Source organism: Bacillus sp. FSL E2-8887, assembly GCF_038007205.1.
GTDB classification, from domain to species: Bacteria; Bacillota; Bacilli; order Bacillales; family Bacillaceae_G; genus Bacillus_A; species Bacillus_A mycoides.
This window is the reverse complement of record NZ_JBBOWS010000001.1, coordinates 4,243,990-4,269,672: the sequence shown is the minus strand read 5'-3', so window position 1 is coordinate 4,269,672 and position 25,683 is coordinate 4,243,990. Positions and strand designations below refer to the sequence as shown.

Annotated in this window: 26 protein-coding genes and 1 pseudogene; 20 read left to right on the top strand and 7 right to left on the bottom strand. The window is 36.6% G+C overall.

From position 1 onward, the window contains the following. Positions 1-62: 62 nt before the first annotated feature. From NSQ08_RS21885 to NSQ08_RS21850, 8 genes and pseudogenes are all read left to right on the top strand, one after another. A pseudogene (locus NSQ08_RS21885) lies at positions 63-356 on the top strand (LysR family transcriptional regulator substrate-binding protein); the annotation flags it as partial. Between the two features lie 248 nt (positions 357-604). After that, on the top strand, positions 605-2,314 hold the full coding sequence (gene ezrA, locus NSQ08_RS21880) for a septation ring formation regulator EzrA (RefSeq protein ID WP_002129414.1): 1,710 nt from the start codon (positions 605-607) through the stop codon (positions 2,312-2,314). Positions 2,315-2,568: 254 nt separating this feature from the next. After that, positions 2,569-3,711, top strand: a complete 1,143-nt coding sequence (locus NSQ08_RS21875) for a cysteine desulfurase family protein (protein ID WP_002015559.1) — start codon at positions 2,569-2,571, stop codon at positions 3,709-3,711. Between the two features lie 6 nt (positions 3,712-3,717). Beyond that, positions 3,718-4,932 (top strand): tRNA uracil 4-sulfurtransferase ThiI, encoded by a 1,215-nt coding sequence (gene thiI, locus NSQ08_RS21870; protein WP_002034334.1) that lies wholly within the window; start codon positions 3,718-3,720, stop codon positions 4,930-4,932. Positions 4,933-5,011: 79 nt separating this feature from the next. Continuing rightward, positions 5,012-5,206 carry an alpha/beta-type small acid-soluble spore protein gene (locus tag NSQ08_RS21865; protein WP_000168891.1) on the top strand — a complete coding sequence of 65 codons (195 nt, stop codon included), beginning with the start codon at positions 5,012-5,014 and terminating at the stop codon, positions 5,204-5,206. Positions 5,207-5,426: 220 nt separating this feature from the next. Then, a complete protein-coding gene (mbcS, locus tag NSQ08_RS21860) occupies positions 5,427-7,013 on the top strand; it encodes an acyl-CoA synthetase MbcS (RefSeq protein ID WP_340778794.1) in 1,587 nt (528 codons plus the stop codon). A gap of 102 nt (positions 7,014-7,115) precedes the next feature. After that, on the top strand, positions 7,116-7,547 hold the full coding sequence (locus NSQ08_RS21855; protein ID WP_002034332.1) for a VOC family protein: 432 nt from the start codon (positions 7,116-7,118) through the stop codon (positions 7,545-7,547). Positions 7,548-7,634: 87 nt separating this feature from the next. Then, a complete protein-coding gene (locus NSQ08_RS21850; RefSeq protein ID WP_002034331.1) occupies positions 7,635-9,203 on the top strand; it encodes an amidohydrolase in 1,569 nt (522 codons plus the stop codon). 221 nt (positions 9,204-9,424) lie between these two features. On the opposite strand, the gene NSQ08_RS21845 is transcribed toward NSQ08_RS21850, so the two are convergent. Beyond that, positions 9,425-10,228, bottom strand: a complete 804-nt coding sequence (locus NSQ08_RS21845; RefSeq protein ID WP_002015552.1) for an NAD kinase — start codon at positions 10,226-10,228, stop codon at positions 9,425-9,427. Positions 10,229-10,433: 205 nt separating this feature from the next. On the opposite strand from NSQ08_RS21845, the gene NSQ08_RS21840 reads away from it, so the two are divergent. The 5 genes from NSQ08_RS21840 (at position 10,434) to ackA (ending at position 14,807) form a co-directional block, all read left to right on the top strand. Further along, positions 10,434-11,072 carry a DUF2953 domain-containing protein gene (locus NSQ08_RS21840; protein ID WP_113935736.1) on the top strand — a complete coding sequence of 213 codons (639 nt, stop codon included), beginning with the start codon at positions 10,434-10,436 and terminating at the stop codon, positions 11,070-11,072. A 12-nt stretch (positions 11,073-11,084) separates the two neighbouring features. Continuing rightward, positions 11,085-11,480 carry a GerW family sporulation protein gene (gene ytfJ, locus NSQ08_RS21835; protein ID WP_000350005.1) on the top strand — a complete coding sequence of 132 codons (396 nt, stop codon included), beginning with the start codon at positions 11,085-11,087 and terminating at the stop codon, positions 11,478-11,480. Positions 11,481-11,615: 135 nt separating this feature from the next. Next, positions 11,616-12,116: a thiol peroxidase gene (tpx, locus tag NSQ08_RS21830; RefSeq protein WP_340778784.1), complete on the top strand. Its 501-nt coding sequence runs from the start codon at positions 11,616-11,618 to the stop codon at positions 12,114-12,116. Between the two features lie 211 nt (positions 12,117-12,327). Next, a complete protein-coding gene (locus NSQ08_RS21825; protein ID WP_340778781.1) occupies positions 12,328-13,314 on the top strand; it encodes a class I SAM-dependent methyltransferase in 987 nt (328 codons plus the stop codon). A 299-nt stretch (positions 13,315-13,613) separates the two neighbouring features. Further along, complete coding sequence (gene ackA / locus NSQ08_RS21820) at positions 13,614-14,807, top strand: acetate kinase (RefSeq protein ID WP_002015546.1); 1,194 nt, start codon at positions 13,614-13,616, stop codon at positions 14,805-14,807. A gap of 27 nt (positions 14,808-14,834) precedes the next feature. Here the strand turns inward: ackA and NSQ08_RS21815 are convergent, their stop codons facing one another. Continuing rightward, entirely contained in the window at positions 14,835-15,269 is a 435-nt protein-coding gene (locus tag NSQ08_RS21815) for an NUDIX hydrolase (RefSeq protein ID WP_340778778.1), read from the bottom strand. A gap of 71 nt (positions 15,270-15,340) precedes the next feature. Then, on the bottom strand, positions 15,341-15,982 hold the full coding sequence (locus tag NSQ08_RS21810) for a DUF1796 family putative cysteine peptidase (RefSeq protein ID WP_340778776.1): 642 nt from the start codon (positions 15,980-15,982) through the stop codon (positions 15,341-15,343). Between the two features lie 137 nt (positions 15,983-16,119). On the opposite strand from NSQ08_RS21810, the gene NSQ08_RS21805 reads away from it, so the two are divergent. Next, entirely contained in the window at positions 16,120-16,953 is an 834-nt protein-coding gene (locus NSQ08_RS21805) for an EcsC family protein (RefSeq protein WP_016102963.1), read from the top strand. Positions 16,954-16,983: 30 nt separating this feature from the next. Here the strand turns inward: NSQ08_RS21805 and NSQ08_RS21800 are convergent, their stop codons facing one another. Next, complete coding sequence (locus NSQ08_RS21800) at positions 16,984-17,646, bottom strand: YitT family protein (RefSeq protein WP_002015542.1); 663 nt, start codon at positions 17,644-17,646, stop codon at positions 16,984-16,986. A gap of 856 nt (positions 17,647-18,502) precedes the next feature. Here NSQ08_RS21800 and NSQ08_RS21795 point away from each other — a divergent pair. Next, a complete protein-coding gene (locus tag NSQ08_RS21795; protein ID WP_002015541.1) occupies positions 18,503-18,697 on the top strand; it encodes a hypothetical protein in 195 nt (64 codons plus the stop codon). 28 nt (positions 18,698-18,725) lie between these two features. Here the strand turns inward: NSQ08_RS21795 and NSQ08_RS21790 are convergent, their stop codons facing one another. After that, positions 18,726-19,043 carry a hypothetical protein gene (locus NSQ08_RS21790; protein WP_002034320.1) on the bottom strand — a complete coding sequence of 106 codons (318 nt, stop codon included), beginning with the start codon at positions 19,041-19,043 and terminating at the stop codon, positions 18,726-18,728. Positions 19,044-19,209: 166 nt separating this feature from the next. On the opposite strand from NSQ08_RS21790, the gene NSQ08_RS21785 reads away from it, so the two are divergent. Both NSQ08_RS21785 and argH read left to right on the top strand, forming a co-directional pair. Continuing rightward, the gene (locus NSQ08_RS21785) at positions 19,210-20,415 is read left to right on the top strand and encodes an argininosuccinate synthase (protein WP_340778771.1); all 1,206 of its coding nucleotides are present in this window, start codon (positions 19,210-19,212) and stop codon (positions 20,413-20,415) included. Further along, entirely contained in the window at positions 20,412-21,800 is a 1,389-nt protein-coding gene (gene argH / locus NSQ08_RS21780; protein WP_002143374.1) for an argininosuccinate lyase, read from the top strand. Before NSQ08_RS21785 ends, argH begins: the two co-directional genes overlap by 4 nt. A gap of 108 nt (positions 21,801-21,908) precedes the next feature. Here the strand turns inward: argH and NSQ08_RS21775 are convergent, their stop codons facing one another. Next, positions 21,909-22,088 (bottom strand): hypothetical protein, encoded by a 180-nt coding sequence (locus NSQ08_RS21775; RefSeq protein WP_002034316.1) that lies wholly within the window; start codon positions 22,086-22,088, stop codon positions 21,909-21,911. A 95-nt stretch (positions 22,089-22,183) separates the two neighbouring features. Here NSQ08_RS21775 and NSQ08_RS21770 point away from each other — a divergent pair, with 95 nt between their 5' ends. Further along, complete coding sequence (locus NSQ08_RS21770) at positions 22,184-22,888, top strand: hypothetical protein (protein ID WP_340778767.1); 705 nt, start codon at positions 22,184-22,186, stop codon at positions 22,886-22,888. Positions 22,889-22,929: 41 nt separating this feature from the next. On the opposite strand, the gene NSQ08_RS21765 is transcribed toward NSQ08_RS21770, so the two are convergent. After that, a complete protein-coding gene (locus NSQ08_RS21765) occupies positions 22,930-23,388 on the bottom strand; it encodes a universal stress protein (RefSeq protein ID WP_001066676.1) in 459 nt (152 codons plus the stop codon). Between the two features lie 147 nt (positions 23,389-23,535). Here NSQ08_RS21765 and NSQ08_RS21760 point away from each other — a divergent pair, with 147 nt between their 5' ends. Together NSQ08_RS21760 and ald are read left to right on the top strand one after the other, a co-directional pair. After that, complete coding sequence (locus tag NSQ08_RS21760; protein WP_002015530.1) at positions 23,536-24,327, top strand: SDR family oxidoreductase; 792 nt, start codon at positions 23,536-23,538, stop codon at positions 24,325-24,327. Between the two features lie 215 nt (positions 24,328-24,542). Beyond that, on the top strand, positions 24,543-25,676 hold the full coding sequence (ald, locus tag NSQ08_RS21755; RefSeq protein WP_002015529.1) for an alanine dehydrogenase: 1,134 nt from the start codon (positions 24,543-24,545) through the stop codon (positions 25,674-25,676). Positions 25,677-25,683: the final 7 nt, after the last annotated feature.

Below are 25,683 nucleotides of genomic sequence, written 5' to 3'. Positions count from 1 at the left end.
TGGGGATTTTTATATGTTGTTTTCTTTGCCATAAATTGTTGCATACTAGCGCAATAATTGTTAATGAACAGCTAATTGTATACCTAGAAATATGTGATGTAAGGAAAATGATTATGAATGTGTTTCAATGTATGGGCGCGAAACCAATAATTGCGGTTGAAACATCTTATGCAGAATCGATGATTGCGATGGTAGGAGCTGGACTTGGTATAACATTGCTTCCGGAAACCGCTTTACAGTAAGCCGTAATGCAAGGTAACGTACGTGCGATTTCTGTAGAACCACCACTAATGCGAAAGATTTATTTCGTCTCTCATATGAAAGAGAGCTCGTTATCCTGCATTAACTGCCCGTAAAAGTCTTACCTTTATTGCATTCATTTGAGGACGGATAATGGAATAAGTGGAATATTAAGAAGTATTACAATTACATGTAAAGAAACATGAAATTTTAAAAAAAACTAGGTCAAAAACACGTCATTACATGGTATGATTAGAACATTGTTAGTTGTTAAATATAGGGGAATTCCCTTTTTATACATAATGCCTTCCATTTCATAAACGGAACGGACAAAAAAAGAGATATAACTAGGAGGCTTTTTTGCATGGATTCTATCCTGACGATCGTTATCATTGTAGTAAGCTCTATTCTAGTGCTGCTCATGATAGAGCTTGTGATAAGAAATCGTTCATATAAAGATATTGAAGCACTGGAGCAGTGGAAACAAGAGATAAAAGATAAACCTGTGGCAGATGAACTAAAGCGGGTAAAAGATTTAAATATGACAGGTCAAACAGAAGAGCTGTTTGGTAAATGGCGTGAAGAGTGGGATGAAATTGTATCAACAACTCTTCCGAAAGCTGAAAAAGATTTAGGGCAAGCGCGAAAATTCGCCTCGCAATTCTCCTTCCGCAAAGCAAAGCATGCGATGAAAGAATCCATAAGTGGTTTAGATGACGCTGATAATCGTATTACAGACATTTTAAATGAATTACAGCAACTGTTAGAAAGCCATGAGAAAAATAGTGCGGAAATTGAAGGGTTACGTGATACATATCGTAGTATGAAAAAGAGCGTTCTTGCTCATCGACACATGTATGGAGCAGCTGAGCAAAAAATTGAAGAGATGTTAGATGTTGAATCCGAGAAGTTCAAAACTTTTGAAGAGGCAACAGATAATGGTGATTATTTAAAAGCGAGAGAAATTGTTATTAGTTTAGAAGAAGGTTTAGCAAGTTTAGAAATCGTTATTCATCAAATTCCGGATTTATTGGTAGAGTGTCAAGCGACATTACCAGTTCAGCTGGAAGATTTATTACAAGGTCATGATGATATGATAAGACAAGGCTATGTATTAGAGTATTTGGAAATCCCTAAAGAAGTCCGCGATATGACGACACAACTACACACATGTTTAATGGATATACAGGAACTTCATATAACAGAAGCAGCAGAAAAAGTAGAGAACTTAAAAACTCGTTTAGACAGTTTTTATGATCAACTTGAACAAGAAGTGCATGCGAAACATTATGTGGAGCAAAAAACACTGTCTGTTTATGAAGATTTAGAAGAAATTCGTACAGAAACAATTGAAACGAAAATAGAAACACAACTTGTGAAACAAAGTTATCAATTACAAGACAAAGATATTGAGTCACAAAAAGTAATTGAAAAGCAAATGCATATTTTAATGAAACGTTTTGAAGTGTTACAAATACGCGTTGCTGAACAAGATATTGCATTCTCTATTATTCGTGAGGAACTAGAAGAGGTTTATGAGCAATGTGAAACTTTAAAAGTACTTCATGCAGAATATAAAGAAATGCTGCAAACGATGCGCAAAGAAGAATTTGAAGCACGTGAGAAATTACAAGAAATGCGAAATACAATTTTTGAGACGAAACGTTTTATGCAAAAGTCGAATTTACCAGGTCTTCCAGAGAGTATTATGGAAGATTTACAAAAAGGGCAAATGGCGATGCAAGCTGTATATGAGCAATTAGAAGTAAAGCCGTTAAATATGAATACTGTAAATAGCAGTTTAGAAGAAGCATACACAGTTGTGAATGGTGTATCTGAAATGACAGAAGAATTAATTGGACAAGCTTATTTAGTTGAAAAACTAATTCAATACGGTAACCGATACCGCAGTCATGATGAGAATCTTGCAGAAAGCTTAAATTATGCGGAGAAATTATTCCGTGAATATCAATACGATGCAGCTTTAGAACAAGCGGCTTCTATATTAGAGCAACTTGAACCTGGTGTTGTTCAAAAAATAGCTGAATATGTAGACAATGAGCAAACCCTTTAATAAAGGGTTTGTTTTTTTGTGTAATTTTGAAGTCGATGTTGCTATAATGAATAGCGGAATACAGTAAGGTTGTTCGTTTCAAAATAAAGTGAAACCATAAGTGATGGGGTTTCATCCACCACTCAGTATGCCTGCAAATGGCCGGGGGAAATGTACACTTTTATATAAAAACGGAACCTTTGAGTAGTCTTAGCGTAATTACACGTATTTGTGATATGATTATATGATGTGATAGCGCTGAAAGGGGAAGAACGATGATCTATTTTGATAATAGTGCGACGACGAAGCCATATCCAGAAGCGCTTCAATCGTACGTAACGGTTGCAGGGAAATATTTTGGTAATCCTTCTTCTATTCATTCGCTTGGAGGAGAGGCAGAGCGTCTATTAACACAATCGAGAACGATTGCGGCACAGCTCCTTCACGTTAAACCTGCTGAAATTATTTTCACATCAGGTGGAACGGAAGGGAATAACCTTGCGATTAAAGGGATAGCGATGAGGAATCGTTCGCGCGGCAAACATATCATTACAACAAATATTGAACACGCGTCTGTGTTTGAAGCATATAAACAATTAGAAGATCTCGGTTTTGATGTAACGTATTTACCGGTTAACGAGCACGGTGTTGTATCGGTAGAAGATGTAAAACGAGCACTTCGTGAAGATACGATTCTTGTGTCAATTATTCACGTGAACAACGAGACTGGAGCGATTCAGCCCGTTACTGAAATTGGAACATTATTAACGAACTATCCGAAAATAAGATTCCACGTGGACCATGTACAAGGGATAGGAAAAGTACCACTTGATTTATACGCTTCTCATATTGACCTTTGTTCAATATCTGGACATAAATTTCATAGCGTAAAGGGGACAGGTCTTCTTTACGTACGTGATGGTGTAAGATTAGATCCAATCTTATCAGGTGGTCAACAAGAGCTCAAGTATCGTTCAGGTACAGAAAATTTACCTGGTATTGTAGCGATGGTGAAAGCACTTCGTATGACGATGGAACAAGTGAAAGAAAAGATAGTTCATTTGCAAAATTTACAAACAGAGCTGGTCCGTTTCTTTAAAGAGATGGAAACTGTAACGATTAATACATCACTTGAATATGCGGCACCGCACATTTTAAATGTATCATTTGTCGGTTTAAAACCAGAAGTAGTCGTTCATGCTTTAGAAGAGCATGGTGTATATGTATCGACGAAGTCTGCTTGTTCTTCAAAAGCAAATGAAGTGAGCAGAGTACTAGTGGCAATGGGAGTACCGCACGCCGCAGCTACAAGTGCGATTCGCATTAGTCTAGCACCAGACAACACGATGGAAGAAGTAAAACAATTTGAAGGTATTGTTAAAGAGACGATGCCAAAATTATATGAAGTGATGAGGTAAAGAAATATGATGACATATGAATATATTTTAGTTCGTTATGGAGAAATGACGACAAAAGGAAAGAACCGTTCTAAGTTTGTAAGTACGTTAAAAGATAATGTGAAATTCAAATTAAAAAAATTCCCAAACATTAAAATTGATGCAACACATGATCGTATGTACATTCAGTTAAATGGTGAAGACCATGAAGCAATTTCTGAAAGATTGAAAGATGTATTTGGTATTCATAAGTTTAACTTAGCAATGAAAGTACCATCAGAATTAGAAGATATTAAAAAAGGTGCGTTAGCAGCTTTCTTACAAGTAAAAGGTGATGTGAAAACATTTAAAATTACAGTGCACCGCTCTGATAAACGCTTCCCAATGAAGACGATGGAGTTACTTCCAGAAATCGGTGGGCACATTTTAGAAAATACAGAGGATATCACAGTAGATGTTCATAATCCAGATGTGAATGTACGTATAGAAATTCGCAGTGGTTACAGCTATATTATGTGTGGTGAGCACATGGGAGCTGGCGGTTTACCAGTTGGCGTTGGCGGAAAAGTAATGGTACTTCTTTCTGGTGGTATCGATAGCCCGGTAGCAACTTACTTAACGATGAAACGCGGCGTATCTGTGGAAGCAGTTCACTTCCATAGTCCACCTTTCACAAGCGAGCGCGCGAAACAAAAAGTAATCGATTTAGCACAAGAGTTAACGCAATACTGTAAACGTGTAACACTTCATCTTGTTCCATTTACTGAAGTGCAAAAAACGATTAATAAAGAGATTCCATCTAGCTATTCTATGACAGTTATGCGTCGTATGATGATGCGTATTACAGAGCGTATTGCAGAGGAGCGTAACGCACTTGCAATTACGACTGGTGAAAGTCTTGGACAAGTAGCGAGCCAAACGTTAGATAGTATGCATACGATTAACGAAGTGACAAACTATCCTGTTATTCGTCCGCTTATTACGATGGATAAATTAGAAATTATTAAAATTGCAAAAGAAATTGGAACGTATGATATTTCAATTCGTCCATATGAAGACTGCTGTACAGTGTTTACACCAGCAAGTCCATCGACGAAACCAAAGCGTGAGAAAGCAAATCGTTTTGAAGCGAAGTACGATTTTGCGCCGTTAATTGAAGAGGCTGTAGCGAACAAAGAAACAATGGTATTACAAACAGTAGAAGTAGTCGCTGAAGAAGAAAAATTCGAAGAACTTTTCTAAACCCATAAATTACCACATTCAAATGTGCATGAAGTCATGTTGTTTATCACACTCTATACTCACAAGGAGGTGATACAACATGGCAAGCACAAATAAATTAGCAGTGTCTGGTGCTCAAGCAGCATTAGATCAAATGAAATACGAAATCGCTCAAGAGTTTGGTGTTCAACTTGGAGCTGATGCAACATCTCGCGCTAACGGTTCTGTTGGTGGCGAAATTACTAAACGTCTAGTTTCACTAGCTGAGCAACAATTAGGCGGTTACCAAAAATAATCCCATATACGATGGCTTAGAAAGAGCGGGTTCTCCCGCTCTTTCTTTTTGTCGTTTTCGTCGTTATTTGCCGATGAATCGTTATGTTAAAAACATCGTCGCTATACATTCATACATCAATTCGACATAAATATAAAAAAATTGTCAAAAGAAGAGGGTTCAAAATTTACTGAAAATTCTTTATTATATAAGGGAGGCATAGAAATAAAGGAGGATGTTTATGAAGAGAGAGGAATTGTTGGCGCCGCAGTCTTATAATTTAGTTTCGGAAATAGAGAAATATACGAATGATAAAGAGAAGCTTGCTTTAATTTGGCAAGATGATAAAGGAAATAGACGAGAGATTACATATTTTGAATTAATGCAAGGTGCGAATAGAATTGGAAACGCTTTTATAAAAAGTGGCTTACAAAAAGGGGACAAGCTCCTTATTATGATACCGCGCTTAATTGAAGCTTACATGACGTATATTGCTGCGATTAAAGCAGGATTTGTCGTTATTCCAAGCTCAGAAATGTTGCGTAAAAAAGATATCGAGTATCGTATTGGGCACGGAGAAGTAAAGGCTATCGTAAGTTACGAACCGTATATTGGACAATTTGACGGCGTAGAAGCGGTGGAATCTCTTCAAAAATTCGTCCTGAGCGAGCGATCAGTAGATGGATGGACGAATTTAAAAACAGCATTAGAAACGGAAAGTGATACGTTAGAAATGGCGAAGACGGATAAAGAAGATATGGTCTTTTTATCTTATACGTCAGGGACGACAGGAAATCCAAAAGGAGTTGTTCATACGCATGCATGGGCATACGCTCATTTACGTACAAGCGCCCCGAACTGGCTCGGAATCGAAGAAGAAGATGTTGTATGGGCAACGGCTAGTCCAGGTTGGCAAAAGTGGATTTGGAGCCCGTTTGTAGCGACTCTCGGTTCAGGTGCAACAGGATTTGTATACAATGGTAAGTTTGAACCAAAAACGTATTTAAATTTATTAGGCGATAACAAGGTGAATGTGCTTTGTTGTACGCCGACTGAGTATAGATTAATGGCGAAGGTAGAAAATTTAAGTGAGTACAATTTAGAAGCGTTACATAGCGCTGTATCAGCTGGTGAGCCGTTAAACAGGGAAGTCATTGAAACGTTCCAAAGGCATTTCGATATTACAGTAAGAGACGGCTATGGGCAAACGGAAAATACATTACTCGTTGGAATAATGAAAGGGATGGACATTAGACCGGGATCAATGGGAAAACCGACGCCAGGAAACCATGTTGATATCGTAAATGAAGAAGGAACTCCTGTACAGGTAGGAGAAGTTGGTGATATTGCAGTTCACATTGAAACACCAGCACTCTTTAAACAATATTATAAAGACGATGAGCGCACAGCGATGCAATTCCGCGGTGATTATTATATTACCGGTGATAAAGCGAAAAAAGATGAAGAAGGCTATTTTTGGTTTGAAGGTCGCGGTGATGATATTATTATTAGCTCTGGTTATACAATCGGACCGTTTGAAGTCGAAGATGCACTTGTAAAACATCCATATGTAAGAGAATGTGCGGTTGTCGCAAGCCCTGATGAAATTCGCGGAAGTGTCGTGAAGGCATTTATCGTATTAAGAGAGAATATAGACAAGAACGAAGAAACATTAATTCCAGTGCTCCAACAACACGTCAAAGAATTGACTGCACCATATAAATACCCTCGCAAAATTGAATTTGTAGATGAACTACCAAAAACGATTTCCGGAAAAATTCGCCGTATTGAACTTAGAAAACAAGAAATGGAGCTTCCTTCAAAATAATTTTGAAAATAGGGAAGTAAATAGTTGAATGAAATGTAAAACGATGATATTATAAAAACGAACACAAGTTCGATTTTATAAACTAAAAAAAGAGGTGTCCGTATGATTTTAGGTATTAATCCGTACTTAGTTTTAGATGGTAGTGGGCAAGAAGCTGTACAGTTTTACAAAGAGGCGTTAGACGCAAAAGTAGAAGTAATGCAAACTTTTGGTGACATGCCTGAAAATCCAGAATACCCAATTCCAGCTGAAGCGAAAGAGCGCGTTTTACATGCTACTTTAAAAGTTGGTAATACGGACCTTATGATTTCTGATACATTCCCAGGTCAAGGGCATGCAATCGGATCTCAAGTAACAATCGCAATTCAAATTAATAATGCAGAAAAAGCGAAAGAAGTATTTGATAAGTTACAAGAAGGTGGAGAAGTTATTATGCCACTTCAAGAAACTTTCTGGAGCCCAGCATACGGACAACTAAAAGATAAATTTAACATTGAATGGCAAGTTACAACGAACCCTACTGAACAAAAATAATTTTTGGAAAAGCACCATTTTTAATCGAAATGGTGCTTTTTTTATACGCTCTAATTTCGTAGACTAAAGGAAAAGGGGGACGAGTATATGGGAGAAATTTGGTATGGCGGCACCATTTACACTATGCGAGAAGAGAATGAAAAAGTAGAAGCTATTTACGTTGAAAATGGCGTCATTGTTCATATGGGGAATAAAGAAGAGTTAGAAAACCGATATTCAGAAGTGAAGTTATATGACTTAAAAGGGAAAACGATGATTCCAGGACTCGTTGATAGCCATATGCATCTTATTGGGCATGGGGAGAGGTTGCTTCGTCTAGATCTATCAAATTGCAAATCTTATAGCGAAGTACTTACTCTTGTTCAGAAGCGCGTAGAAGAAGCGCCAAAAGGATCTTGGATTATCGGAGAAGGATGGAATGAAAATAATTTCACAGATACAAAACAAGTTCATGTACGTGATTTAGATGAAATCTCTAAAGAACATCCGATTTTATTAAAGCGTGTTTGTCGTCACGTGACATGGGTGAATTCATACATATTGCAAGAAGCGAACATAACAGAAGCGACGCAAGATCCAAAGGGCGGAAAAATTGGTCGTGACTCATTAAATAAATTAACAGGACTTTTATATGAGCAAGGACAAGAGTTAATTAAACATGTTCAGCCCGAAATAGATGGAGTGTATTTGCAAAGTGCTCTGCAAACAGCGATTTCAGACTGCTGGCAATACGGATTAGTTGGCGGACATACGGAAGACTTAAATTATTATGGCGGCTTTCAAAAAACGTACAATGCGTTTTCACACGTTATAAAAGAAATGCGGTTTAAAGCGCATTTACTCGTTCACCATGAAGTAGCGAATGAACGAAAAGAATATGAAAATGAGCACTATATTGAATTTGGTGCGATGAAAATTTTTTCTGACGGTTCTTTCGGCGGAAGAACAGCTTTATTAAGTGAACCGTATGAAGATGCGAAGGAAACGAATGGAGTTGCCATTTTCTCACGTGAAGAGCTTGCAGGTTTAGTGAAAAAAGCACGAGATTTACATATGCCAGTTGCCATTCATACAATTGGTGATTTATCGCTTGAATATGTCATTGATGCGCTTGAATTATATCCACCTGCAGAAGGATTACGTGACCGTATTATTCATTGTCAGCTAGCTCGTGAAGAGTTGATTGAAAGAATGAAACACTTGCCAGCTATTATTGATATTCAGCCAGTCTTTGTTTCGTCAGATTTTCCATCAGTTATTGAAAAACTAGGAGAACGCCGTCTTCGTTATGCGTATGCTTGGAAGACGTTACTGGATGCAGGATTACACTGTAATGGAGGCTCTGATGCTCCAATTGAACAAGTGAATCCGTTTTTAGGTATATATAGTGCTGTTACACGTAGAAGTTTTATTGACGGCGTATGCTATATGCCAGAAGAAAGATTAACGGTATATGAAGCTGTCTCTTTATTTACAACAGGAAGTGCCTATGCAATCGGAAAAGAAGCGAAGCGAGGACAAATCGCAAAAGGATATGAGGCAGACTTTACGATATTAGACCGCAATGTTTTTGAAATTGAGGCGGAAGAAATAAAAGAAGTACAGGCAGAAATGACCGTCATTGATGGGAAGATTGTTTATAGAAAAGACGTCTAAAAATTTGAGGGAGCGGCTCCGAAAATACATTTTGGTGCTGCTTCCTCTTTTTAGATAGGTTGATGATGTCGGTAAATTGATATTTTGGGTAAAATCGTTGATATAATTTCATATACTGTTGTCCTGTTCCAAAATGTTTTGTGAAACAGCGTCAAGTTGCATTTGATAAATAAAAAACCCTCGAATTATGGAAATCCCATAATTCGAGGGTTTTTTGATTACTATAAAAACGTTCTCTGTACTTTTTCCCAGAAAGAGTTGTTTTTTAATTTAACAGTTTTAATTTGTTTATCGCTTAAACGAACAACGGCTTTTTCCACTTGTTTAATGCTAAGTGCTTCGTTATCCATTCCGATAACAGGATAATCATTTCCATCTGGTTTAAGTGTTAAAGTTAACGTACGCTCGTGATTTAAAAGGAACGGTGACCCGAGTGTACGGTATGTGTTGTTATTTAAAGATGCTAGTTCGCTTACTTGGAAACATGGGATAAGTGGATCGACAACTGCACCATGTAATGATTTATTGTAAGCGGTACTTCCTGTTGGTGTGGAGATAACTAATCCATCACCTCTAAAGGTTTCGAAATGTAAATTGTCGACGTGTACATCTACGACAAATGTTTTAATGATACTAGAGCGTAATGTGAATTCATTTAAACAATGGAAAGATGTACCGTGATCTACATCTACTTTAATTGTTGGATATTTTCGCACTTCAATTTCGTTTTTTGTAATTTCTTGAAGGGCTGTATCAACGTGATCGATGTGGAAATCGCAGTAGAAAGAAATTTCATCTTTCGTAGAAATACCTGCGTATAAGCAATCTTCTCTAAAGCCGGTTTTACGAACGGCTTGTAAGAAAGTCCCATCATCTCCAACGCTGACGATAGCGTTTGCATTTTTTGGATGATCTAATATGGTAAATCCATTCTCCTCTAAAATACGATATACTGGTTTCATTTTTTCAACGAGCGTTACTTTGTCATCACCATAAAAGAAAAATAAATTGCGACGATTTGCCATTATGTATCCCTCCACTGCAGTTAAATTTTCTAGTCTTAGTGCTACATATCGTCAGAGTATGTTTCTGGATGATATGTTCAAATAGTATATTTCGATATAAATTGTCAAAATTCCTTTTTATTTTTAGAAAAATTTTTATATTCAATTTTATCAAAGTCTGTTTAATGATGAATAAACTTGTCGATAATGGGTATGGAGTGAAAGGATGGTACGAATGAAGTGGCTCGTAATTGGAATGATAATTCTTCTACTTTTTATTTTGCTTATACTATTATCGAAAATATCGCTTAAGGTGACGTTTTTATATTCAGAAATGGAAAAACAATGTTTATTTCAAGTGAAAATATGGATGATTCGATATACGTTTGATGTATTGGAAAGAATTGAAAAACAGCAGAAGAAGACAGGACAAAAAATTAAAAAAGCTGAAGAGGACGGCGGAATAGATAATAAAATTATGGCACAACTCGATAGTATAGGGGAACTGATAAAAAAGCTTCAAGACGTTCATACTATTGTTAAAGATTTTCTCAAAAGAGTGAAAATCAATGGTTGGAAATGGCATACGCAAATTGGAGCAGGCGACGCGGCTAGTACTGGAATTGTCACTGGATATGCATGGGGGACAAAAGGAATGGCTGCTGGAGTTGTAGGACAATATATGCATATTGTCGACATACCAGAATTTGAAATTACTCCTGTTTTTCAAGGAAAGGGATTTGCATCAAGATGCGAGTTAACAGCATCTTTTCGTATATTCCGTACTGTAAAAACAGCGATAAAATTACTCATGTTTATGAGAAAGCAAAGATCTGGTATGACAGAAAAATCTGTTCAAGCATAGGGGGGATATAGAATGGACCATCCAATTCAAGGTTTAATGACAACCGCAATGCAGCATTTAAAACAAATGACTGATGTAAATACAATTGTTGGTGATCCAATTAAAGCGGCAGATGGAAGTGTAATTCTTACAGTTTCGAAAGTCAGTTTTGGATTTGCTGCTGGTGGAAGTGAATTTGGTAAAGTAGAACATTCTGGCCGTCATCCATTTGGAGGAGGTAGTGGTGGTGGAGTTTCCATTAACCCAGTTGCCTTTCTTGTTATAAATGGAGAAGGTGTGAAAGTATTACACTTAGATAAGCAAACACACGTCATCGATAAAATAATTGAATTAGCGCCACAAGCTGTTGATAAAGTGAAAGAAATGATGGATAAACGAAAAGAAGATGATCCTGAATTTCAAATTTAACGAATAAAGAAGCTGATCAGTGGATTAGCTTCTTTAATTTTTTTGTAAATAAAGCGATTTTATTTGCATTATCGATAGGGACAAACTATCATTTACATTGTACATATTTTGTTTAAAATAAGGGAGGATTTTTAAGTGGCAAATGTAACTTTTAAAGGTAACCCAATGACTTTAGTTGGAACAGAAGTTAAAGTTGGCGATCGAGCGCCTAACTTCCAAGTATTAGCAAATGACTTATCTCCAGTAAGTTTAGAAACATACAAAGGTGAAGTGAAATTAATTAGTGTTGTACCTTCAATCGACACAGGTGTATGTGATGCACAAACTCGTCGTTTTAACGAAGATGCAGCAGGTATTGAAAACGCGAAAGTATTAACAATTAGCGCTGATTTACCATTCGCTCAAAAACGCTGGTGTGCAGCAAATGGTTTAGAAAATGTTGTAACACTTTCTGATCACCGTGACCTTTCATTCGGTGAAGCTTACGGCTTAGTAATGAAAGAACTTCGTTTACTTGCTCGTGCAGTATTCGTAGTAGATAGCAATGACAAAGTAGTTTACGCAGAATACGTAGGCGAAGGTACAAGCCATCCAAACTATGAAGCAGCATTAGAAGCAGCTAAATCTGCGAAGTAATGTAAATGAAGACGACCTCTTATTAAAGTTTTACTTTAGAAGAGGTCGTCTTTTCTCATGTATTGTTAACTGAACCAATATATGAGAAAAGACGTTACATCATAAACAACTTGAAGGGGAGCTCTTTGCAAGAGGTCGCTTTTTCTTTTGGGAAAAATTTAGATTATGGTATGATATAAGTTATGTGTAAAAGAGAGAAGGAGGAATGTACGTGAGTCAGGCAGTAGAAACATTATTTTCTATTTTTGATTCTTCTACGGTAGTTTTACGTAAAGAATTAGATGTAACATATTTAGAGGCGCTTGTAGAAACAGGTGATAACTTGTTTGAAGGAGCGATTTTACAAGAGGAATTATCCGAATCAACAATTGAACGGTTGAATCGTGAATATAGTACGTTTAATGAAGAAACATATAAAGGGGAAGAAATTCGTAAAGCATTTCAGCTAGCCATTTTAAAAGGAATGAAAGAGGGCGTACAAGCGAATCACGAAATGACGCCAGATGCAGTTGGAATGTTCATGAGCTACTTATTCCATAAGTTTATGCAAGGTCAAAAAGAAATTACTGTTTTAGACCCTGCAATTGGAACTGGTAACTTAATGACTACATTGTTTAATAGCGCCAAAGAAGAACTAACAATGAGTGGATTTGGTGTAGAAGTGGATGAGGTGTTAATTAAACTTGCTTTAGTAAATGCAAATTTACAAAAGCATGCAATCGAATTCTTCCACCAAGATGGACTAGCACCACTTTATATTGATCCAGTTGATGCAGTCGTTTCAGATTTACCAATTGGTTATTATCCAAATGAAATTGTTGCAAGTGAATATACATTAAAAGCAAATGAAGGAATGTCATATGCACATCACTTATTTATTGAACAAAGTGTGAAACATACGAAAGAAGGCGGGTGTTTATTCTTCTTAGTACCAAACTTCATTTTTGAAAGTGATCAAGCGCCAAAGCTACATGCATTCATTAAAGAGACATGTTTTATTCAAGGATTATTACAGCTTCCTGTTTCCATGTTTAAAAACGAGAAAAATGCAAAAAGTATATTTGTTCTCCAAAAGAAAGGCCAAGGTGTAACAATGCCGAAACAGGCACTACTAGTGGAATTACCTAAATTCTCTAACATGAAGGCTATGGAGAACATTATGGATCAATTGAATACTTGGTTTGCAACACATAAATAATACGATATATATGTAACAGGGTTAGTAATTAATGTAGTACAGTTTTATAGGATATGTAATGTTTTTTAATATATACAAGATTTAACTGAATTTTTTTGAAATCTGTAATATATTTTTTTTCTTGGTGTTACAATTTTTTCACTTGAAATATATGTCGGACGATGTTTAAATTAAAATCGTGAGTATAAAATTTACTAATGATGAAACGTTTTCATAATGAGTGAATTTAATTAGATAAAATCGAGCGGTTTGTGGAATGATCCACACAACTACCAAGAGAAAAAGGGGCGAAAGACTAGATGTCAAAAATCATCGCGATTAACGCAGGAAGCTCTTCGTTAAAGTTCCAATTATTTGAAATGCCAAGTGAAACAGTATTAACAAAAGGTTTAGTAGAACGTATCGGTTTAGAAGATAGTATCTTCACAATTACTGTAAATGGCGAAAAACAAAAAGAAATTACAAACATCCCAGATCATGCAGTAGCAGTTAACATGCTTCTTAAGAAATTAACTGAAAACGGAATCGTAAAATCTCTTGATGAGATTGGCGGTATCGGTCACCGTGTTGTACACGGCGGCGAAAAATTTGCTGATTCTGTTTTAATTGATGCTGAAGTATTAGCTGATATCGAAGAATTAAGCGATTTAGCACCACTTCACAACCCAGCAAACCTTGTTGGTATTAAAGCATTCCAAGAAGTACTACCAAACGTACCAGCAGTAGCAGTATTCGATACAGCATTCCACCAAACAATGCCGGAATCTGCATTCCTATACAGCTTACCATATGAGTACTATGAGAAATTTGGCATCCGTAAATACGGTTTCCACGGAACTTCTCATAAATATGTAACTGAGCGTGCGGCTGAATTATTAGGTCGTCCAATTGAAAGCTTAAGCCTACTTTCTTGTCACTTAGGTAACGGTGCAAGTATCGCAGCAGTAGAAGGCGGTAAGTCTATCGATACTTCTATGGGCTTCACTCCACTTGCTGGTGTAACAATGGGTACACGTTCTGGTAACATTGACCCTGCGTTAATTCCATACATCATGGAAAAAACAGGCCAAACTGTAGAAGAAGTAGTTAGCGTATTAAACAAGAAGAGTGGTATGTTAGGTCTTACTGGTTACTCTAGTGACCTACGTGACATCATTGCGAAAGAAGAAGAAGGCGACCACCGTGCGAAAGTAGCACTTGACGTGTTCGTGAGCCGTATCCATAAATACATCGGTTCTTACACAGCTCGTATGAAAGGCGTTGACGCTATCATCTTTACAGCTGGTGTAGGTGAAAACAGTGCAATTATTCGTGAGCGCGTATTAGAAGGCCTTGAGTACATGGGCGTATACTTCGACGTAAAACGCAATAACGTATTCGGTGAAGAAGCATTCATCAGCTTCCCGCACTCTCCAGTAAAAATTATCGTAATTCCAACTGACGAAGAAGTTATGATTGCTCGTGACGTATTACGTCTTGGAGATATTGGTTAATATACTATATGAAAAAAAGACGAGATCCTATAGGATCTCGTCTTTTTTCTTTTGGATATATTTCAAAATTCCATCCGGATATAGTATTTTTTCCTTCTGAATGAAAGCTGTAATGGGAGTCCATTTCGCATACGATACGGTTTGCTCATCTTGTATATTCATTTTTTCCATTTCATATAGTGATGTGTCTAATAAGCGTAAAGAATATAGCTGAATGATTTCATGACCAATTTCTCCATCTAGATGAAAGATGTTTTCTAAGCAGCCTAAATAATTGGTGATTTCCACTTCTGTGTGAAGCTCTTCTTGAAATTCGCGAATAACAGTATGTGCTGATTTTTCACCAAGTTCAATTGATCCGCCAAGAGGTCGGTAATATGTTTCATCGCCTGTATGATATTCTTGTACGAGAAGGCGACCGTGATGTATAGCAATGCCAAAAGCTTTTGCACGTGGATACATATATAATTACTCCTTATTTATTTTGTATAAGGATGATTATAAGGCAGGGTGTGATAAAAGGTGACGTGTATTTAAGCGTTTGGCCGAATTGTGATGCCATTAAATAAGTCATTCCAAAATGCTTCATTGTACTGGTATATATCCATCACTGGGCATTTTATAACACAAGTATTTTGTAATCCCCAATCTTCTTGGGCGATAGTTGGTACATCTTCAGGAATGAGTAATAGGACAGAGAATGTATGTTTAACTATTTGAGATAAAATTTGTTCCAAGGAACGTGCTTCTTCGTATGTTCCTCCCGTTCGAATAAACAATGTGGATTCTGCCGTTTCGATTGTAGTTAGAAAACGATTAATTCGATGCTCATAGTTTAACTTAATTTCTGTATAAGAAGGCCAGGATGTTGGTGTGTTTACATCTGTTTTAAAGTCGTGACAGGAGTCGATTTCATATACATATAGGTTGTCACGGAGTCTTAATTTCGCATCATCATCCCAAAATGAGATGAAGGATAAGTTTTCGAACTGTAAAAAACGGTCAAATCGATTTTGTAATAATAAATTCACTTTTTCTAATGAAGGGCTTAGCATAAAATCGATAACACCAAAAAATGGTGATAACTCGAATTGATATAAAGCCCAAGCAGGCCAGCAGTTTTGTCCTAAGCTGAATACTGCATTATATTCTTTTTTTATATTGGATAGATTCATGTGATTCATCTCATCCTTTTTGCTAATATTTTATGTCACTAAAAAATGGTATGTGAATAAAGATAGACAAGCATATTTGCAAAGAACAAGCGGAAATATGTTACAATAGGAAAAAATCGAACGAGGTGGTTGTTGTGATGCGATCGAAGCGAGAACAAGCCATTTTAGACAATATAAAAGAGTGGGAAGGGCAATTAGTAGAGCAAGAAGCGACCGATTTTCAAAAGATGTTTGATAAGTGGTTGCATACTACAGTTGCAAAACTACCTGAGAAAAAACGAAAAGACTTTTTTACGAAAGCAGATGGATGGCTCTTTCATTTGCATGCACTTATTCAAAGTTCACAATCACAGCTAGATGCACGTAATCGTATTTTAGGAACATCGAGATTATTTGATGAATCAATTGAGCAACTTGAAGATTTGAAGGCGTTATCTATTGATCAATTAACATACATAGCAGAGCAGCAAACAGCACGTCATCGTCTATATTCATTCGTACAAGGCGGAGCAACTGGTGCTGGTGGTTTATTATTATTAACGGCTGATTTTCCGGTTATGATTGCGTTAAATGTGAAGGCTGTCCAACTTGTTGCGACATCATTTGGGCATGATGTGAACAAGCCGTATGAAATGATGCTTGCGTTAAAGGTATTCCATGCAGCATTATTGCCGGCGAGACTTCAGCAATATGCATGGTACAATTTACTGAGAGAACTCGAACAAGAGGATTCATTCTTCTATGAAGGAGACGAAGCAGTATTAAAGCCAGCTTCTACTGAGGTTGTATTAAAACAAATTTTGAAGACGTTTTCGATTTATGCTCTTCGTCGTAAAGTATTCCAAGGCATTCCTGTACTCGGAATGGCGATTGGCTCTACAGTGAACTATCGCTTAACGAGGAATGTTACTGAATTTGCAAATAAGTTTTATCAAGTACGCTACATATTAGAAAAAGAAAAGAGAGCATGAAAAAAGCGAGAGGCCGAAGCCTTTCGCTTTTTAGTTTGTCGCATGTTTTTTGGATATTGGAATAGAAACGGGTTGCTTTGCTGCTTTCTTTTCTGTTTTTGGATAGTAAATTAAATCCAATGTTTTTGCCTGTACGGCAATCGAAAGAATAGTAAAAGCAATTTCTGTCCAATTTAAATAATATAATGAAAGCGCAAGAACAATCGCGTCAAAGACGAAGAAAATTTGCCCAATTGTAAACCGAGTTCGTTTACTTAATATAATTGTTAAAATATCGTCTCCACCGGTTGCACCGCCAAATCGCAATATAAAACCGAGTCCAATACCAGCTAACGCACCGCCAACTACTGCAGCTACAAATAAATTATTTGATAAATCTACCGTAAAAGGAGAATAATTTTCCATAAGGGAATAAAATACTCCGAATGAAAGTGAACCTAAGAATGAATAGCCAACCATTTTTCTACCTAAAAATGAAGCACATAGTAAAATAATAGGGATATCCATTACTACAGTTGAAATAGATGGTGAAATATCATAAAAATTTTGGATAAATAGTGCAATACCTACAAAGCCACCTTCTGTTAAGTGGTTTTGGAAGTGAATGTGATATAGCGCTGCTGCTAATATAAATGAACCGATTAAAACCATAAAAACTTCTTTAATAATTTGTCGACTTTGGATGTTCCTCATCGTTATTCCTTCTTTCCGTAGTTAGTAGTCCTTTTGGTGTTGTAAACTAACTACGAGCTCACATGTAGCTTTCAGTTAGTTTACGAAAAAAACTAACTACGCTATATGTCGCTGAAGAAATAACGAATAATCCTCTCGTCCATCAATTCTCCCTACCTTCGTTTTAGTTTAAGTCTTAAAGCGACTAAACAAAACGGGGAGTAGGATTCTTCATTTAGCAATCCTGCTCTTCTTTGTTTTGTTTAGCTAGTAACAATTAAGTCCTAAACAAAACGCTATGTGTAAGAAGAGTCTTTTTTTTGCCAAATTATCCTTCGGGCAATCATAATTTCCCCACTCTCGTATTTTTTTCGCTAGACTAAAGTATCTGAGCTGAAAAATACGCTACGTGTATGATTCGTCAATACGATGCCACATGCTCCTTCGAGCGATCATGATATCAAAATCCCTTCCTTCAAGATTTATATTATTATATCATACTTTCAAAAAATACATGCGGATGGAAACCGACAATAACCGAAGAGAATCTACAAAAAATGTTATGTTTAAATATTTTTGTAGAAAAGCCTAAGTTATTTCGTAGAACTGGACAACTTTTAGAAGTTTGTCCAATAAGTAAGAAAAGAAGGGTTTTTATTCAATTGTATTGTTCTCATCACTTTTATCTTTAAAAAATGCATCCCAGCTAATGATACTTAAAAAAGTTAAAGCGATAATAATGAAAGCTCGCATAAGTTTGAGACCTCCTTTTGTACATAGTATATGAATAATTTGTTTCGGAATGTGTCATTTTTTTACAAGCTCTAACTATTATGAGAGTATATTAATATAGATAGATGAGGGGGAGAATGGAGATATGCTAAAAGACATGTTTAAAAGAAAAGAATTAAAATGTGTTTCATGTCAGAAAAAGATTCAATATGAAGAAGAGCTAGTTGCTTTTGTGAAGTTACCGAAAGAAAGAAGTGTATTAGTAGGCCCGTTTGATGTATGTTTAGCAAAAACGGCGCAAGAAATATATTGCAAAGCTTGTTACGACAAAAAAGCATGACCCGAATTAATTGAGGGGCATGCTTTTTTCATTGGTGTGCTTTTCCCTCAGATACGTTTTGGGTTAGACGATACCAAAGCCAAAGATCGTTAATAATTGAAGCAAGATCGGCAATTTCTGAATTTAGCCTGCAAGAAATTTCGAAGTCTTCTTCGTTATTTAAGTGGTGTTGTTTAGCGTTAATATGGTGCTCAAGTTCCTTTATGCGATCAGGTATTTTTCCGCGAACTTGCTCCCATTTTAATAAAATAGAATGCTGCGCTTGTTCAGAGATGTCTTCCCATTTTTTTTGTATGTTCGGTACTTCAATTCCTAGATGTTCATTGTATATAAAATACTTTTTCATAGACACCCCTCCATTTTCCTTCCTCTATTTTACATAAAAAAGAAAGAAGTTCGACGAAATTGTTTGAAAAAATTTTATAAATTCCCCTTGATTCATTTTATGAAAGGTGATAAAGTTTGGATTATTATAAGAAAAGATGAATATTTATTCTTTAGGGGGATGCAAAATGGAGAAGAAAAAAGTTGTATTAGCATATTCCGGAGGTCTTGATACTTCCGTTGCAATTAAATGGTTACAAGAGAAGAATTATGATATTATCGCGCTTTGCTTAGATCTAGGGGAAGGTAAAGACTTAGCGTTTGTAAAAGAAAAAGCACTTTCAGTAGGTGCAATTAAATCATATATGATTGATGTTCAAGAAGAATATGCGAATGAATATGCATTGATAGCGATGCAAGCTCACACGTTATACGAAGGGAAATATCCTCTTGTCTCTGCATTATCTCGTCCGCTTATTGCAAAAAAATTAGTAGAAATTGCAGAGCAGGAAGGCGCAAGTGCAGTTGCACATGGATGTACAGGGAAAGGGAATGACCAAGTTCGTTTTGAAGTTTCTATTCAAGCGTTGAATCCATATTTAGAAGTTATTGCGCCCGTACGTGAATGGAAATGGTCACGTGAAGAAGAAATTGCATATGCAAAAGAAAATGATATACCGATTCCAATTAATTTAGATAGCCCGTTTTCAATCGATCAAAACTTATGGGGACGCAGCAACGAATGTGGAATTTTAGAAGATCCATGGGCAGCGCCGCCAGAAGAAGCATACGAGATGACATTAGCATTAGAAGATACACCGAATAAACCAGAGTTTGTAGAAATCGGATTTGAAGCAGGAGTACCGACGACTTTAAACGGCACTGCATATTCACTTTCAGAACTAATTAAAACGTTAAATGCACTTGCTGGCAAACATGGCGTTGGACGTATCGACCATGTAGAAAATCGCCTTGTCGGTATTAAATCTCGTGAAGTATATGAATGCCCAGCAGCAATGACATTAATAACAGCGCATAAAGAACTTGAAGATTTAACACTTGTGAAAGAGGTTGCTCATTTCAAACCGATGATTGAGCAAAAACTAACAGAATTAATTTATAACGGTTTATGGTTCTCACCTTTAAAACAAGCGCTCAATGCTTTCTTACAAGAAACGCAAAAAAATGTAACAGGTACAGTGCGTGTGAAATTATTTAAAGGTCATGCGATTGTAGACGGGCGTAAATCTGAGTACTCTTTATACGATGAAAAATTAGCAACGTATACTGCCCAGGATGAATTTAATCATGATGCAGCAGTTGGATTCATTTCATTATTCGGTTTACCTACGAAAGTATACAGCCAAGTGAATCAAAAGAAGGTGGAAGCGTGAGCAAACTTTGGGGCGGACGTTTTACAGAAGAAGCGGAAGCGTGGGTTGAAGAGTTTGGAGCATCCATCTCCTTTGATCAACAATTAGTAAATCAAGATATAAAAGGGAGTATCGCACACGTAACGATGTTAGCAAAGCAAGGCATTGTTACGAAAGAAGAAGCAGAGAAAATAAAGATAGGGCTTCAATATTTACTAGAGGAAGCGAAACAAAATAAATTGAATTTCTCAGTCGAGGCTGAGGACATTCATTTAAATATTGAAAAGATGTTAATTGAAAGAATCGGTGAAGTAGGAGGGAAACTTCATACAGGCCGAAGCCGTAACGATCAAGTAGCGACAGATATGCATTTGTATTTAAAAGAAAAAGTAGAAGATATTATAAAAGCTACAAAACAATTGCAAACTGTTCTTGTTCATCAAGCGGAAAATAACATTGAAACAATTATGCCCGGCTATACGCACTTGCAACGTGCACAGCCGATTTCATTTGCGCATCATATTCTTGCTTACTTTTGGATGTTAGAGCGCGATGTGAATCGTTATGAAGATTCGTTAAAGCGTATTAACATTTCACCATTAGGAGCAGGAGCACTAGCTGGTACAACATTCCCGATTGACCGAGAATATAGTGCGGAGCTTCTTGGATTTAATGGAATCTATGAAAATAGTTTAGATGCGGTGAGTGATCGTGATTTCATACTGGAGTTTTTAAGTAACTCATCTATGCTTATGATGCACTTATCACGCTTTTGCGAAGAACTTATTTTATGGAGTAGTCAAGAGTTTCAATTTATTGAAATGAGCGATCAATACGCAACAGGAAGCAGTATTATGCCGCAGAAGAAAAATCCGGATATGGCGGAACTTATTCGTGGTAAAACGGGCAGAGTATACGGTAATTTATTCAGTTTACTTACAGTAATGAAAGGATTGCCACTCGCTTACAATAAAGACTTACAGGAAGATAAAGAAGGAATGTTTGATACAGTGAAAACAGTAGAAGGATGCCTTCATATTATGGCAGGCATGCTTGAAACGATGACTGTAAACAAAGAAAAAATGGGGCAAGCTGTGACGCAAGACTTCTCTAACGCAACAGAAATTGCCGACTATTTAGCAAGCAAGGGACTGCCGTTCCGTCAAGCTCATGAAATTGTCGGGAAACTAGTTCTTCATTGTACGCAAAAAGGAATCTATTTATTAGATGTACCACTTGAAACGTATAAAGAAATGAGTCCGTTATTTGAAGAAGATTTATATGAAGTTCTTTCACCTTATGCAGCTGTAAAGCGCCGTAACAGTGCTGGTGGGACAGGGTTTGAGCAAATTGAAAAAGCTTTGGAGAAAGCGAAGGGGTTAGCAATAGAGTTTGTTGGAAGTTAAATGATATATGATATAGAAGGTAAGGTGCTTTTTTAGAAAGTACCTTACCTTTTTGTATGGATTTAATTAAGCCTAGAACAATATGTTCTAGGCTTAAAGTTTCATCGATTAATCATACTTGTGTCGATCTTCCGTAATCCGAATGTATTCAATATCCATTAAATCTCGAAGCAATGCACCGTGACTTAGTTCAACACCATGTTTTTCTTTAAAATGCTCGCGAATCGTATTTAACATTTCGAGTTCTGTACCGTTCACATCTAAAATAATACGTTCATAATCGTCCATGTAGCATCCTCCTTTTCTAAACACATATATTTTGTCCGTCTATTTCTAAAAAATGTATGTTAACCTAATGTTAGGAAATGGGGAAGGAATGGAAGATGAGACGTATTTATTTTGTAGGGTTAATTTTGTACACGCTAATTGTATTACACGTTGCATTCCCAGAAGTATTTTCATTTGAGAATGTAATAACAATGCATATAGCAATCTTTATCTTTACTTTATTTGTAGTAGATTGCTGTATTTCTGAATGGCTTTCTAGAAAAAAGAAAGTACAAGAAGTAAAAGATAAAAAAGAAATAGGACGGAAAAAGAGAAAACGTTCATTTTGGATGACAACGTATTGTTTTTCTTTAGTGATTGCTGCTGCATTTTTTAGCGAGCATATTCCACTAGAAAGATTGGATATTGAATTTTGGGCAATCGTATTTGCATGTTATTTTTTCATGCACTTTCTTCCTTATATGAAAGAAAGGCGAGGAGAAGAGGAAGATCCGATTGAAGAAGAAGTGAGAGAACAAGAGAGTAAGAGAATAGAAGAAGACATAAAGAAACTTGGCGAACAAAAGTGGTATTTAAAATCAAAAATTATATATGTTCTTTGCTTCATTACGCCGCCAATCGGTTATGTGTATGTTTTCTTACTTCGTAAAAAAATGACAGAAGATGCAAAGCAAACGTACTTAATTGTTGCGACGATAATGATGGCGCTATGGTCTTTGAAATTCCTTCCGCCGTATGTGTTGGCAGGTACCGTTGTTGTTGTAGCTTGTCTTGTATTTATAGTGAAGTTTGTGAAATGAAAAACACCAAGCCTATGTGGACTTGGTGTTTTATTTATAAATTAAAGATCACCTTGCTCCTCGTCACCACGAACAACAAGGACATCGCATTTCGCATAGCGAATAATATGTTCAGAGACGCTACCAATTAGGAAACGTTCTACAGCATTTAAACCAGTTGCACCACACATAATTAAATCCACTTTATGGTTTGGAGCGATTTCTTTTGAAATTTTAGATTTAGGATTACCAAATTCTAATACAGTTTCCACTTTTTCAAGACCAGCTTCAAGCGCAGTTTTTTTGTAGTCTTCTAATAAGTCTTCTGCAAATAGATTTGCACGTTCAGCAATTGCGCGGCTATAAGCCTCTACTGCTGAGTATGCTTTTACATCAACGATATGAGCAATTGTTAATGTTGCGTTGTTTCGTTTTGCAACTTGAATTGCTTTTTTAAAGGCTTTTTCTGCTTCTTTAGAACCGTCCACCGCAATTAAAATATTTGTATATGTATTATTCATAGTAAATTCCTCCCAATCATTTTTATTACCGTTTACAACTTTATTATAAAACAAATTTTGGTAATGTGCTTGTCGGAAACGTTACAGAATTTTGAAAACTTTGCCTTAATTCATTTTAGTTGTAATTGAAGCGAGAACTTGTTACATATGGAGTATAGCAATTTAAAAGGAGGCATGTTTGTGAGACACGCGCTCATTACAGCCGGTACGAAAGGTTTAGGAAAGCAAGTAACAGAAAAGTTATTGGATAAAGGATATTCCGTAACAGTAACATATCATAGCGATACAAGTGCTATGGAAACAATGAAAGAAACATATAAAAATATGGAAGAACGTCTACAGTTCGTGCAAGCTGATGTCACGAAAAAGGAAGATTTACATAAAATAGTAGAAGAAGCGATGAGCCGTTTTGGCAAAATTGACTTCTTAATTAATAATGCTGGTCCTTACGTATTTGAAAGGAAAAAATTAGTCGATTACGAAGAAGACGAATGGAATGAAATGATCCAGGGTAATTTAACAGCGGTGTTTCATTTATTAAAACTTGTCGTCCCGATTATGAGAAACCAGCAATTTGGCCGTATTATTAACTATGGATTTCAAGGGGCAGATAGCGCGCCTGGATGGATTTATCGTTCAGCCTTTGCAGCTGCGAAAGTCGGACTTGTTTCTTTAACGAAAACAGTCGCATACGAAGAAGCTGAATACGGTATTACTGCGAATATGGTATGTCCTGGTGATATAATTGGTGAAATGAAAGAGGCAACGATTGAAGAAGCACGAAATCTGAAAGGTAGTAACACACCAATTGGTAGATCTGGAACAGGGGAAGATATCGCGAGAACCATTTCGTTTTTATGTGAGGACGATTCTGATATGATTACTGGCACGATTATTGAAGTAACAGGCGCTGTTGATGTTATTCATAGACATCGATAGAATTAAATAAAGTGAAGTTTCGAATAATTGGACAGTTTATCCTTTATACTGAGAGGTACGGATAATACTGTCCTTTCATGTAAGATTAAATCTATCGGAAAACTTGTATTAATTTTTTGTCAAATATTGAGATATTATGTTAGAATATAAGAGTATAGAAAGCGCTTTAAAAAAATGATTCAGGGGTCATTTCATAACTCAAGGGGGAACTAATAATGCGTATCGGTATTCCAACAGAAATTAAAAACAATGAAAACCGCGTGGCAATGACGCCAGCGGGAGCTGTACATTTAGTACAAAATGGTCATGAAGTTTTTGTTCAAAAAGGATCAGGTGTAGGATCAGGCTTTACAGATGAAGAATACGTACAAGCTGGTGCGAAACTTGTTGAAACTGCTGAAGAAGCATGGAATCAAGATATGGTTATGAAGGTAAAAGAGCCAGTTGAAAGTGAATACGGTTATTTCCGCGAAGGTTTAATTTTATTCACATACTTACACTTAGCTCCAGAGCCAGAATTAACGAAAGCATTAATTGATAACAAAGTGGTATCAATTGCATACGAAACAGTACAATTAGACAATCGTTCTTTACCATTACTTGCACCTATGAGTGAAGTAGCTGGTCGTATGTCTGCGCAAATCGGTGCACAGTTCCTTGAGAAAAACAAAGGTGGTAAAGGTATTTTACTTGCAGGTGTTCCAGGGGTGAAACGCGGTAAAGTAACAATTATCGGCGGTGGTCAAGCTGGTACAAACGCAGCGAAAATTGCAGTAGGTTTAGGTGCAGATGTAACAATCATCGACTTAAGTGCAGAACGTCTTCGTCAATTAGATGACATTTTCGGAAACCAAGTGAAAACGTTAATGTCTAACCCGTATAACATTGCAGAAGCTGTAAGAGAATCTGACCTTGTAATCGGTGCAGTATTAATCCCAGGTGCAAAAGCGCCAAAACTTGTAACAGAAGAAATGATTCAATCAATGGAACCAGGTTCTGTAGTTGTAGATATCGCGATTGACCAAGGTGGTATTTTCGAAACAACTGACCGTATTACAACTCACGACAACCCAACTTATGAGAAACATGGTGTTGTTCATTATGCAGTTGCAAATATGCCAGGTGCGGTTCCACGTACATCAACTCTTGCATTAACAAACGTAACAGTACCATATGCAGTACAAATTGCTAACAAAGGCTACAAAGAAGCTTGCCTAGGCAACACTGCATTATTAAAAGGTATTAACACATTAGATGGCTACGTAACATTCGAAGCAGTTGCAGAAGCGCACAGCTTACAATATGCAGATGCAAAAGAGCTTCTTGAAAAAGCTCCTGCTTTATCATAATAGAAAT

Excerpts from the sequence above, each read along its gene's own strand:
- NSQ08_RS21795 (WP_002015541.1), top strand. The coding sequence starts at position 18,503 with ATGCTAAAAGACATGTTTAAAAGAAAAGAATTAAAATGTGTTTCATGT.
- NSQ08_RS21840 (WP_113935736.1), top strand. The coding sequence starts at position 10,434 with ATGGTACGAATGAAGTGGCTCGTAATTGGAATGATAATTCTTCTACTT.
- ald (WP_002015529.1), top strand. The coding sequence starts at position 24,543 with ATGCGTATCGGTATTCCAACAGAAATTAAAAACAATGAAAACCGCGTG.
- NSQ08_RS21800 (WP_002015542.1), bottom strand. The coding sequence starts at position 17,646 with ATGAGGAACATCCAAAGTCGACAAATTATTAAAGAAGTTTTTATGGTT.
- NSQ08_RS21865 (WP_000168891.1), top strand. The coding sequence starts at position 5,012 with ATGGCAAGCACAAATAAATTAGCAGTGTCTGGTGCTCAAGCAGCATTA.
- NSQ08_RS21775 (WP_002034316.1), bottom strand. The coding sequence starts at position 22,088 with ATGGACGATTATGAACGTATTATTTTAGATGTGAACGGTACAGAACTC.
- NSQ08_RS21770 (WP_340778767.1), top strand. The coding sequence starts at position 22,184 with ATGAGACGTATTTATTTTGTAGGGTTAATTTTGTACACGCTAATTGTA.
- ezrA (WP_002129414.1), top strand. The coding sequence starts at position 605 with ATGGATTCTATCCTGACGATCGTTATCATTGTAGTAAGCTCTATTCTA.
- mbcS (WP_340778794.1), top strand. The coding sequence starts at position 5,427 with ATGAAGAGAGAGGAATTGTTGGCGCCGCAGTCTTATAATTTAGTTTCG.
- NSQ08_RS21785 (WP_340778771.1), top strand. The coding sequence starts at position 19,210 with ATGGAGAAGAAAAAAGTTGTATTAGCATATTCCGGAGGTCTTGATACT.
- NSQ08_RS21810 (WP_340778776.1), bottom strand. The coding sequence starts at position 15,982 with ATGAATCTATCCAATATAAAAAAAGAATATAATGCAGTATTCAGCTTA.
- ytfJ (WP_000350005.1), top strand. The coding sequence starts at position 11,085 with ATGGACCATCCAATTCAAGGTTTAATGACAACCGCAATGCAGCATTTA.
- NSQ08_RS21875 (WP_002015559.1), top strand. The coding sequence starts at position 2,569 with ATGATCTATTTTGATAATAGTGCGACGACGAAGCCATATCCAGAAGCG.
- NSQ08_RS21845 (WP_002015552.1), bottom strand. The coding sequence starts at position 10,228 with ATGGCAAATCGTCGCAATTTATTTTTCTTTTATGGTGATGACAAAGTA.
- ackA (WP_002015546.1), top strand. The coding sequence starts at position 13,614 with ATGTCAAAAATCATCGCGATTAACGCAGGAAGCTCTTCGTTAAAGTTC.
- NSQ08_RS21815 (WP_340778778.1), bottom strand. The coding sequence starts at position 15,269 with ATGTATCCACGTGCAAAAGCTTTTGGCATTGCTATACATCACGGTCGC.
- thiI (WP_002034334.1), top strand. The coding sequence starts at position 3,718 with ATGATGACATATGAATATATTTTAGTTCGTTATGGAGAAATGACGACA.
- NSQ08_RS21855 (WP_002034332.1), top strand. The coding sequence starts at position 7,116 with ATGATTTTAGGTATTAATCCGTACTTAGTTTTAGATGGTAGTGGGCAA.
- NSQ08_RS21765 (WP_001066676.1), bottom strand. The coding sequence starts at position 23,388 with ATGAATAATACATATACAAATATTTTAATTGCGGTGGACGGTTCTAAA.
- NSQ08_RS21805 (WP_016102963.1), top strand. The coding sequence starts at position 16,120 with ATGCGATCGAAGCGAGAACAAGCCATTTTAGACAATATAAAAGAGTGG.
- NSQ08_RS21790 (WP_002034320.1), bottom strand. The coding sequence starts at position 19,043 with ATGAAAAAGTATTTTATATACAATGAACATCTAGGAATTGAAGTACCG.
- NSQ08_RS21760 (WP_002015530.1), top strand. The coding sequence starts at position 23,536 with ATGGAGTATAGCAATTTAAAAGGAGGCATGTTTGTGAGACACGCGCTC.
- NSQ08_RS21850 (WP_002034331.1), top strand. The coding sequence starts at position 7,635 with ATGGGAGAAATTTGGTATGGCGGCACCATTTACACTATGCGAGAAGAG.